Origin of the sequence: Psittacicella hinzii (assembly GCF_003585935.1) — a bacterium.
In the GTDB taxonomy this organism is placed as follows: Bacteria; Pseudomonadota; Gammaproteobacteria; order Enterobacterales; family Psittacicellaceae; genus Psittacicella; species Psittacicella hinzii.
In genome coordinates this window covers 1-9,693 of the sequence record NZ_NRJG01000037.1, presented here as the reverse complement: position 1 = coordinate 9,693, position 9,693 = coordinate 1, and the positions used below count along the sequence as shown (strand labels likewise).

Sequence of the window (9,693 nt, the reverse complement as noted above, 5' to 3'; positions counted from 1 at the left end):
TGCGGAATTTAGGTTGCAAACTTTCTCGCGAGAGAAACTTGTTGTTCGCTTTAGCTGGAGCTTAATTATTAGCTTAATTATTAGCTTTATTACTTATGTAATTACTTGCTAACTTGTTTAGTTAGTAGATAAATTGCTTAGTTACTAGATAACTAGCTAAACAACTAACCAACTAAAGCTCTAAGCATTTATATTCGAGCTCAAGCGCATGCTTGGAACTCTTGATCTAAGATCTTTAGTATTCTTTATCTATGGTGCGTGATTAACGTGCTAACCAGCCACCGTCAACAGCTAAGGTATAACCGTTTACATAGTCTGCAGCTGCACTTGATAAGAATACTACCGGACCACCTAAGTCATCTGGAGTACCCCAACGTGCTGCAGGAATACGTTCTAAGATTGCTTGATTACGTTCTACATCAGCACGTAAAGCTGCAGTGTTATCTGTTGCCATGTAACCTGGTGCAATAGCATTTACATTAATGCCTTTAGATGCCCACTCATTAGCAAGCGCACGAGTTAAGCCCATTACCGCTGATTTAGATGCCGTGTAGGCTGGAACACGAATTCCACCTTGGAATGACAGCATTGACGCAATATTAATAATCTTACCGCCTGTTCCTTGAGCCACAAATTGTTGCGCTACGGCTTGGCTAAGTACAAACACCGAAGTTAAGTTAATATCGATTACGTCTTGCCAGTCACCTAAGCTATAGTCGATGGCATCGGTACGACGAATAATCCCAGCATTGTTCACTAAAATATCTAACTTACCAAAAGCTTGCGCTGCTTGTTTTACTAAGCCTGGTAGACTTTGGGCATCAGATACATCTACTTCAAAGTTCACAAATTTACGACCTAAAGCAGCCACTTTTTCAGCAGTTTCACTCGCGTCTTCGCGGTTAAAACCTATAATATCCGCACCAGCTTTAGCTAGAGCCAGAGCCATACCTTGCCCTAAACCTTTATTACAGCCAGTTACTAATGCTACTTTGCCTGCTAAATCAAATAATGTTGTCATTATGCTTTCTCCTGAAGCGCCGCCGCTAAGGCAGCAGAGTTAATTTGTGCTACTTCGCAGCCTGCTAATAAGAATGCACCTGCGCCATATTCAATGTTGTCGGTAAACTGTACCGGACGTGGATTAAAGGCTGGTAATTGTACCCACCCTAACATGCCATTTGGATGTACGGCAGTAGTTAAGCCTTGCCAACCTTTAGCGATGTAAGGTAAGTAACTCTCATCTAATAAACCTTGATTGTAGCCCCATGCTAAACCATAAGTGATCAGCGCGGTTGCCGAAGATTCCGGGTTCGGGAAGGTTTGCGGATCAAGTAATGAAGCGCGCCAGAAACCGTCAGCATGTTGATAAGGGACAATCGCTTTAGCTAAACGTTTAAAGTAACTACGATAACGTTCTTGTTCTTCTTGCGGAATAATCTGCGGATCAAGGTAGCGGAAAATACGCGCAAATGAAGCTAGCACCCAACCAATACCACGCGACCAGAAGATTTTCTCTCCGTTAGCTTCGCGTAGCTCTGTACCTTCGGCATTGGGAATAAAACGTGCGTCACGGTACACTAGATCGGTTTGTTCATCCCATAGAGCTTCAAGACCTTCCCAGTAAGCTTTATGCGCATATTGCGCATAAGCTGGTTCACCAGTTACTTTACTTAAAGCATGGAACGATGGCGGAGCCATATATAGCGCATCACACCAGTACCAGTCTTTTGCTCCTGAAGCTGGTTCATTTAGCATTACATCTAAATGCGCTCGTGAGTAATCAAGTAGATCTGGTTGATTAAATTCAGGATAGATATCCATGTAACCGGCAATACATACTTGATCATCGGCAAAACGAGGACTATTACCAGGTCTAAAACCTGTTTGTAAGGTGTAATTTAATAAGCCTTGACGATAGGTTGGATCTTGGGTTTGTGTCCAAGCTTGCCCTACTGCCGACCAAAACACTCCACGTTCCCAATCCGTATTACGAATGTAACGTAACTTACCTGTACGACGTACTACCGTACGTACTGTATTAGCTACTTGATAGTCGTAAACACGACGCATGTAGTTATATACGGTTGCTGGTGCGAAAAAATCTGCCATAAATTGCTCCTTATTACAACAAATAACTCGAAATAGATACTGGCTTAAGCCTGAGTTTAAGAGTGTTTAGATTTAAGCTTAAGCTTAGATACCGTCTTCATCATCTGCAAGCTCGCTTACGGCCTGTTGCGCTGCGACAATGGTTGGACGAACATTTTTAATTTGTGTAATTTCTGGAGCACTTACGGTTTCTACTAGTTCTTCAAGGCTTACGTCTTCACGTTCGAGCACGGCAGTAATTACCATTGGTAAATTAGCTCCACACACAATTTCTAATTGTGGGTATTCAAAGAGTAATTTCACTCCCACATTGTTTGGTGTACCACCAAACAGATCCGTTAGCATTAATACTCCGTCTCCAGTATCTACCTGGGCAATAGCTTGTCGCAATACTTGCTCTAAAGTATCAGGAGAATATTCTTCTTTAAAGTCAACGAAAGCTACTTGTTCAGCTTCACCGACAACAGCTTGTACTGCTGATTGCATACCTGTAGCAAAAAGAATATGTCCGGTAACAATAACTCCGATCATGGGGAGCTCCTTAACAATAATTTGATGTGGAAAGAAGAAAAGCTAGAAAAATATTGCCGCGTAAGCAATATGTGCTTTGGTTTAAATTTGGGATTCAGAAATTGGTTTTTGTTTGATTATTTAACTTGATTGTTTAGCTTAATTGTTTAGCTTGATTTAGTTTTTATTTTTTCTTTTATGTTTGCTTATTAGACTTTCTTTGCTAATTAAGCTTGGGATACCAGTTGCAAGCAACTGGTAAACCAAGGTTAATTACCAAAACTCAAGATCATGCCAAACTATCTTTGCATTAACTAAGCCGTACTTATATTAAATAAGCTGTGCTTTTTAATTAACCAAGCAATGCTTCAATTAACTAAGCTCTGCTGTAACTAGCTAATGCTTAGTAAGCAGCTTGGCTGATCTTTAAGGATTGACGTATTAGAAAATACCTACAATGTGACCTAAAGTACCGAAAATTAACACGGCAAAGATTAATACAGGTGGTTTAGCCCAGAAACCTTTACCTTTAATTAATCTCATCATTAAGAAGAGTAATGCTAAAGGTAAGAGGTTAGGTAGGATCTTATCGAGGAAGGCTTGTAAAGAAATAATTCTTTCTGCGCCATCTTCACCCACAATCTTATATTCGTAAACGGTTTTAATACGGATAAAGGTTGCAGTTAGGGCCCCGATAACGAACACCCCCATAATGTTAGCTGCACGTGCTAAACGTTCAGTTTGTCCACCTAAGTTTTCCATTGCTGAAGTACCAGCACTGTAACCTAGGAACATTAAACCAAAGTACACAAAGAAGTGGTATGTTTGGTACAGAACAAAGTAGAGTAATGCCCCGATAATTGATTGAGTTTCAAGAGCAATCGAAGCACCTAATGCTAGAGTTAATGGGAATAAAATTGAGTGGTCAATTGCATCCCCGATACCACCACATGGGCCCATCCCTGCAACTTTCATTACGTTAACAGTTGATGGTTTTTCTTTATTTTCTTCCATGGCAACCGCAGCCCCAAGTAAGAAAGTAAAGAATTTAGGTGAAGCATTAAAGAATTGTAAGTGGTTTTTTAATGACACAGCTAAGTCGCGGTCATTGGTATGGATTTTTTTCAGTGCTGGGATAATTGAGTATGCCCAACCACCGGCTTGCATTCGCTCATAGTTGAAGTTACCTTCCATGAATAAACCGCGAATTGCACAGATCCATAAATCTTTTTTCGTAATTACTTTACGAACTTCAGCATCATCGTAGACGTCACGAGTATCAGAAAATACTTGTTCTTCTGAAGCTAAATCTTTATTTAATTTTTTATTAGATTCCATCTTCGAACTCCTCTACTTGCGCTTTTTTATTATTGCTGCCGCCGTTGCCGTTTGGATTACTGAAGAAGTAGTAAATGCAAGCTGCTGCCGCGCCTAGGATCGCTACTGCCATGATTGGTAAGTTCAGATATGTTGTCATCACGAAACCAACGAAGAAGATAGCTGCCATTTCTTTCGACCACATGGTTTTTAATAGTAAGGCGAAACCGATTGCAGGCACCATACGAGCACCGATACCGATACCTTTTAACCATTCTTGTGGTACATAGTTAGTAACAAAGTCTGCTAAGAATTGACCTGAAGCTGCTGTTAAGAATGCGATTACTGCATAGAGTAAACCACGAGCACAGATAGTTACAATTAAGAGCATATCTATGCCTTTGGTATTCGCCCTGTCGGCGTAGTAATCTGCCTTACTCATCGTAAATGAGGTTAGAGTGAAAAACAGAACTACTAATAATTGCATTAATACCGCGATTGGTAAACCAACACCTAAAGCTGTTTCAGCTGATACGTTTGAGTTCACTTGGAACACAATCGCAGCGATTGTACCTAAAGTTACATCAGGTGGTTGCGCACCTGCGTTAGGTACTAGACCTAACCATGCTAATTCAAGGAATGCCCCTGTAGTAATCCCTAATGTGAGATCACCCATAATTAATCCCACTACTGGACCAGTGATAATCGGACGGTGGATCGTTAATGCTACGTCATACTTGTCGATACCACAGAAAAACGCCCAGATAGCAATCAAAATGGCTTCTAGCATATTTAATTCCTTAAAAGAATTAATCTTTAATCTAAGTATGTTAGTTGAAATGTGCGCTGCCAGACTTCAAGCTAAACTTGGATTAGAGTTAAGCCGGGCAGGCGTAAAGGGATGCTTAATAATTAAGCTTCTTCTTTATAGATATCAAAGAAGTCTACAGGAGATACATCTGGCGTATTTTGTACTTCACATTTCACGCCAAGCGCTCTTAATCGTTTAAATGCCGCGATATCTTTTTCATCTACAGATACTTGGCGAGTTAATTGTGTTTTACCTTCATGCCAGTGCATGTTACCAATGTTTACATGTTTAATTGGTACACCACCTTCAGCTAGATCAGCAATATCAGTAGGGTTGTTACAAAGAATGAAAATTAATTGTTTTGGTGAAGCTTTGTGGATCACTTCAATAGTTTTCTTAATCGTGAAAAAGCGCACGGCAAACTCACCACCAGCCGAAGCTTTCATTGCTGATTGTTGGAATGCTGCAGTTGGACCTTCAGCTGCTTCATCATTAGCTACTAAGATTAAATTCGCCCCTGATTTTTTACCCCAAGTGATACGAATTTGTCCGTGTAGTAAACGTTCATCAATGCGTGTCCAAACAATATTAGGCGTATTTTCTGACATAGAAACCTACCTTTATCTGTATATCTATATGCGAGATCTTAAATAAAACAAGTTACTGCGATCTCTAAGTGGAGCTACTTAAAGAAATAACAACTACGAGGATTTAAGTTGTATTTCTTTTCCCGAGAAAGTTGAAAGGTGCAAAGCCAAGTAAAAGTTAATCTTAAACTTTCTTTGCTAGGAAGAAGTCTCAAGCCTCAAGCTTTTACAACCCAGCTTTGAACCTTTCAGTGTACAAACTGTAACGTCTGTATAAACTTGTATGCTTTTAGCTATTTAGCTATTTAGTTATTGAACAGAGTACTTATATCTACGAAAACTTATCTGCTCTATTTTGCCAGAGGATAAATATTTACCCCTTGCACTACACGATTCACTTCCCCAGTAGGGCAAGGATTATCCGGAGTAATGCCATAAGCTAAAGAGCTATGTAAAGCAAAGGCTTGCGCGAAAACAATGTAAGGGAAGATTAACTGTAAGTCACTTGCTTGCGCAAACTCTGGTACGCTTAAAGCTACTACTTCAGTTTTGCCTTTACCTAGAACTACTTTGCCAGCTTCTTCGCTCACTAAACCTTTGTCTTGATAAAACGGAGTTAAATCACCTGTACCAAGAGTAACTACACGTTTAGCGATGTCGTTACTTACTAGTTCGGCTGCTAAATCTTGATCGTAAAGTTTAGTGTAGTTATCGTTACTTAAGAACTCGATAATTACGGTTTCTTCATTTACTAAAGATTTAGGACCATGTCTAAAGCCTAATGGTGAATCGTAAGTTGCCATTAACTTACCAGCTGTTAGTTCGAGTACTTTGAGCGCTGCTTCTTGGGCTAGACCTAAGAAGCCACCTGAACCTAAGTACACTAAACGCGAAGCTTTAGTTTCTACTAACTCTTTAGCTTGGACATTTAAGCGTTCGAGAACTTTAGCTGTTAGTTTTGGTACAGCGTATAGTTGTTCAAGTACTTTTTGGTGCTGTAAGTTAAAAGCTGTTAGCGCGGCAATCATCATCGAGGTGTACGAAGAAGTCATAGCAAAGCTTTGATCATTCGTACATTCAGGCATGAGGATTACGTAGCTATGTGATTGTTTTTTACCTGTTAGCGCTAGCTTACCTTCAGGGTTACAAGTAATGATTAAGTGACCTACTTGCGATAAGCATTGATTTGCTAACTCAATTGCAGCATTAGATTCTGGTGAATTACCCGAACGCGCAAAGCTTACTAATAAGGTTGGGCGATCTTTACCAAAGTACTCATGCGGGTTACTCACTAGATCCGTTGTCGCTACTTCGAGTACCGGACAAGGAGTATGCTGCATTAAGAAAGGTTTGATTGTACGTCCTACAAAAGCTGAAGTACCAGCTCCGGTAAGAATAATTTGACTTTCAGGCGTTAAATGGCGCTCTAAAAAGTATTGTAATTCGGTAGCTTGACCATGAACCGTTGCTAAGGCTTCTACCCAGGCATCTGGTTGTTGAGCAATTTCGGTAGCCGTAAAAGTTGCTTGGGTTTTAGCAAGAGCTTCTGGAGTAAAACCTAAAATTGTTTCTTCCATAATTTTGTCCTATGTTTAATTTTAATGACACAGGTTTAGGTTGTAGCTTTGCTTAGGCTTTAGAGTTTGCCTTTACAAGCCGCAGCGTATACCCGATTTACACTAGCTACACTATCAAGAAGTAAATCTTTGGCAGTATTAGCTAGTTTGCCCCCTCTAATCCGTTTAAATTGTTCAGGGAAGAATTGACTTAAAAACGGTAGAGGAATTGGTCCTGGGAAATTTGCCAGTAAGGTTTTAATCGCTTGCTGGATTTTGGCATTAGGCCAGTAATAACGAATGCGGTCACTAAAACTATAGCTGCGCGCGAATTTTTGTTCTTCGGCTGTACCGCCATAGTAGTCTTGCCAGTAACCAGGTTGAGCAAGCGTTTCTTGTTCGATTACTTCTAATAAGTTCGAGCGTTTATCTGCAGGTACAGCAAAGTCTTCAATGTAAGCTAATTTATAAAGAGCTTCACGTAAGGCAAAGGTTAAGGCTGGACCTACCTTTAAGATTGCAAAGTGGTTTTTCACTAAATCCACATATGCTTGATCGTTTTGATAATCGGTTGAGTGAGCTTCGTATACTAAGTGCGGGAATTGATCAAGCAGACTTACTAAGTCTTGTGCTTTCTCTGGCACAAAATCCACAACTCCTACGTGGTCGAACTCAACGCCTGGTTGCACTACTAACCCAATCACGCGCGGCCATACTTCACTTAAACCAGCTTGGGCAAAGGCTTCTTGGTGCGCTTGAATCGTTTTCTGTGCTGCACCGCGAGAAGTTACTTCGAGTGTGTTGATCGTTTCGTGCGCCCCACCTGGTACTGGTACTTCTGTCCCGATGATATATACCAGATCCGATGAACCAAACTTAGCTTTAGCTGTATCTTCGGCTACACGCATTAAACGTGCGGCACGTGAAGCTACGATTTCATCGGTTAGAGGTACAGGATCTCCCACACATGACATTGAACAGTCTAAGTGGATTTTAGTAAAACCTGCATCCACATAAGCAGCTACTAAGTCGCAAGCTTTTGCCATAGCTGCTTCACCGTCATCGGTTTTTTGCCAGCGGTTCGGACCTAAGTGATCTCCTCCTAGCACTAAGCGCTCAAGTGGAAAGCCAACTTCGTTTGCTAGACCTTGCACAAAATCCGCAAAGTCCTGTGGGGTCATGCCCGTGTATCCACCGAACTGATCCACTTGGTTCGAAGTTGCTTCAACGATTAAGATTGAGTTATCTTGAAGAGCTTGGCGTAGCGAAGCTTCAATTACTAAAGGGTGTGCCGAGCAGACACAGAAAACACCGTTTTCTTTCCCTTCTTTATGTAATCGAATCTGATCTAACAACATGTGCATAGGAGATTCCTTGGTTTGCTGGAAAACGAAAAGAGATAGAAATTAGCTATTGAACTTATTAGATGAACTTGTTACACGAACTTGTTCTTGAACTTATTCGTGAACTTATTGCATGCACTTACTTTTTCACGATTACTAAATCAACATTAGCGTTTTTAAAGTAAGTGATATATTCGCGACGAATATTGTCATCAGTAATTACATGGTGCGGAGCGTCAAACTCACAGATCCAATTACTGGATTGACGACCGAATTTAGTATGATCACAGAGTACAAACACTTCAGAAGCCATACTTAACATTAAACGATTTAAGCTTGCTTCTTTTTCTGAAAGAGTAGTAATTCCGTGTTGGTGGTGATAACCATCAGCTCCGACAAATAACTTACTAAAGCGTAAGCTGCTTAGAAGCTTTTCAGTTAGGGCGCCGGTAAAGCTGTGTGATTTACGGCGATAGTGCCCACCTAAGAGTACTAAGTCAATGCCTACTTGCTTACTTAAAAGATTAGCAATTGGTAATGAGGTAGTGATAATGGTTAATCTTTGCCATTGTTTCTTGCTAATTTCCATTGCAAGATCAAACATCGTCGTACCAGAATCTAAAAGGATAGTTTCATAATCGTTAATGTACTCAACTGCATGTTTAGCAATCTTAGCTTTCATGCCACGATTATGATGTTGTTTATCCGCAAAACTTAATTCATGCGGGTATTGCAGAGTGTCTAATTGCGGCTGGAGATTTACCGATTGGGCATTTCCGTGCGTGCGGATTAGTTTTTTGCCTGCTTCTAAAATATCTAAATCAGCGCGAATGGTAACCTTAGACACTTTAAAATGCAGAGCTAACTCCACAACAGACATAGACCCTACTGAATTAACTAGGTCTACAATCATGTTTCTGCGTGTTTGAGCAGTACTCATATCTGTACCTCATTATTTAATTAGGTGCATTTTGCAGGGTGAAGATATTCCGAGAGTGCAAATTAGTAAAACTTCGAGGATCTAGAGAGTTATTAAGGGGTAATTCAACCTTTCGTTTAACTTTCATTTATTACTCTTTCTTGTCGTTTATAGTTTAAACGAAAGGTGTAAACTTATGTTATTTTTGTTGCAGATTTGTGACTTCAGTCGCACTTTTTTTGAAGCTAATAAATTTTGCGGCAAAATTTAGGTATCAAATTTTGCTAATTTTGCTCTTTTTTATAATGAAAATCAGGTACTTATAAATTGACAATTTTAAATTTTATTTGCCATTTTTTGCCCTTAAAAGCTGTAACTAAAATTAACCCCACCTTACGATATTGATAACTATATTTCAACAAGTTAAAGCGTAAATTTTTCCAATATTTCTTTTCAAAAAGTCAATACTTTACGTAAAATATTTTTCTTAGTTGCATTTGCTCAAAAAATTGGATAACCTAAAATTAAATTCAGAAAA

9 protein-coding genes are annotated in these 9,693 nt (G+C 39.8%); all 9 read right to left on the bottom strand.

Annotated features, from left to right (window positions below; all coding sequences use genetic code 11):
* Positions 1-262: 262 nt before the first annotated feature.
* Positions 263-1,021 (bottom strand): 2-dehydro-3-deoxy-D-gluconate 5-dehydrogenase KduD, encoded by a 759-nt coding sequence (gene kduD, locus CKF58_RS02580; protein ID WP_281270668.1) that lies wholly within the window; start codon positions 1,019-1,021, stop codon positions 263-265.
* Complete coding sequence (locus CKF58_RS02575; RefSeq protein ID WP_119530584.1) at positions 1,021-2,112, bottom strand: glycoside hydrolase family 88/105 protein; 1,092 nt, start codon at positions 2,110-2,112, stop codon at positions 1,021-1,023. The genes kduD and CKF58_RS02575 overlap by 1 nt, the downstream gene beginning before the upstream one ends.
* Positions 2,113-2,196: 84 nt before the next feature.
* On the bottom strand, positions 2,197-2,643 hold the full coding sequence (agaF, locus tag CKF58_RS02570; RefSeq protein WP_119530581.1) for a PTS galactosamine/N-acetylgalactosamine transporter subunit IIA: 447 nt from the start codon (positions 2,641-2,643) through the stop codon (positions 2,197-2,199).
* A 420-nt stretch (positions 2,644-3,063) separates the two neighbouring features.
* Positions 3,064-3,960 carry a PTS system mannose/fructose/sorbose family transporter subunit IID gene (locus CKF58_RS02565; protein WP_119530578.1) on the bottom strand — a complete coding sequence of 299 codons (897 nt, stop codon included), beginning with the start codon at positions 3,958-3,960 and terminating at the stop codon, positions 3,064-3,066.
* A complete protein-coding gene (agaW, locus tag CKF58_RS02560; RefSeq protein WP_119530575.1) occupies positions 3,950-4,729 on the bottom strand; it encodes a PTS N-acetylgalactosamine transporter subunit IIC in 780 nt (259 codons plus the stop codon). The genes CKF58_RS02565 and agaW overlap by 11 nt, the downstream gene beginning before the upstream one ends.
* Before the next feature lie 122 nt (positions 4,730-4,851).
* Positions 4,852-5,358 (bottom strand): PTS sugar transporter subunit IIB, encoded by a 507-nt coding sequence (locus tag CKF58_RS02555; RefSeq protein ID WP_119530572.1) that lies wholly within the window; start codon positions 5,356-5,358, stop codon positions 4,852-4,854.
* A 329-nt stretch (positions 5,359-5,687) separates the two neighbouring features.
* The gene (locus tag CKF58_RS02550) at positions 5,688-6,914 is read right to left on the bottom strand and encodes an SIS domain-containing protein (protein WP_119530569.1); all 1,227 of its coding nucleotides are present in this window, start codon (positions 6,912-6,914) and stop codon (positions 5,688-5,690) included.
* 59 nt (positions 6,915-6,973) lie between these two features.
* Positions 6,974-8,257: a D-tagatose-bisphosphate aldolase, class II, non-catalytic subunit gene (locus CKF58_RS02545; RefSeq protein ID WP_119530566.1), complete on the bottom strand. Its 1,284-nt coding sequence runs from the start codon at positions 8,255-8,257 to the stop codon at positions 6,974-6,976.
* Between the two features lie 118 nt (positions 8,258-8,375).
* The gene (locus CKF58_RS02540) at positions 8,376-9,176 is read right to left on the bottom strand and encodes a DeoR/GlpR family DNA-binding transcription regulator (RefSeq protein WP_119530563.1); all 801 of its coding nucleotides are present in this window, start codon (positions 9,174-9,176) and stop codon (positions 8,376-8,378) included.
* Positions 9,177-9,693: the final 517 nt, after the last annotated feature.

Excerpts from the sequence above, each read along its gene's own strand:
- kduD (WP_281270668.1), bottom strand. The coding sequence starts at position 1,021 with ATGACAACATTATTTGATTTAGCAGGCAAAGTAGCATTAGTAACTGGC.
- CKF58_RS02575 (WP_119530584.1), bottom strand. The coding sequence starts at position 2,112 with ATGGCAGATTTTTTCGCACCAGCAACCGTATATAACTACATGCGTCGT.
- agaF (WP_119530581.1), bottom strand. The coding sequence starts at position 2,643 with ATGATCGGAGTTATTGTTACCGGACATATTCTTTTTGCTACAGGTATG.
- CKF58_RS02565 (WP_119530578.1), bottom strand. The coding sequence starts at position 3,960 with ATGGAATCTAATAAAAAATTAAATAAAGATTTAGCTTCAGAAGAACAA.
- agaW (WP_119530575.1), bottom strand. The coding sequence starts at position 4,729 with ATGCTAGAAGCCATTTTGATTGCTATCTGGGCGTTTTTCTGTGGTATC.
- CKF58_RS02555 (WP_119530572.1), bottom strand. The coding sequence starts at position 5,358 with ATGTCAGAAAATACGCCTAATATTGTTTGGACACGCATTGATGAACGT.
- CKF58_RS02550 (WP_119530569.1), bottom strand. The coding sequence starts at position 6,914 with ATGGAAGAAACAATTTTAGGTTTTACTCCAGAAGCTCTTGCTAAAACC.
- CKF58_RS02545 (WP_119530566.1), bottom strand. The coding sequence starts at position 8,257 with ATGCACATGTTGTTAGATCAGATTCGATTACATAAAGAAGGGAAAGAA.
- CKF58_RS02540 (WP_119530563.1), bottom strand. The coding sequence starts at position 9,176 with ATGAGTACTGCTCAAACACGCAGAAACATGATTGTAGACCTAGTTAAT.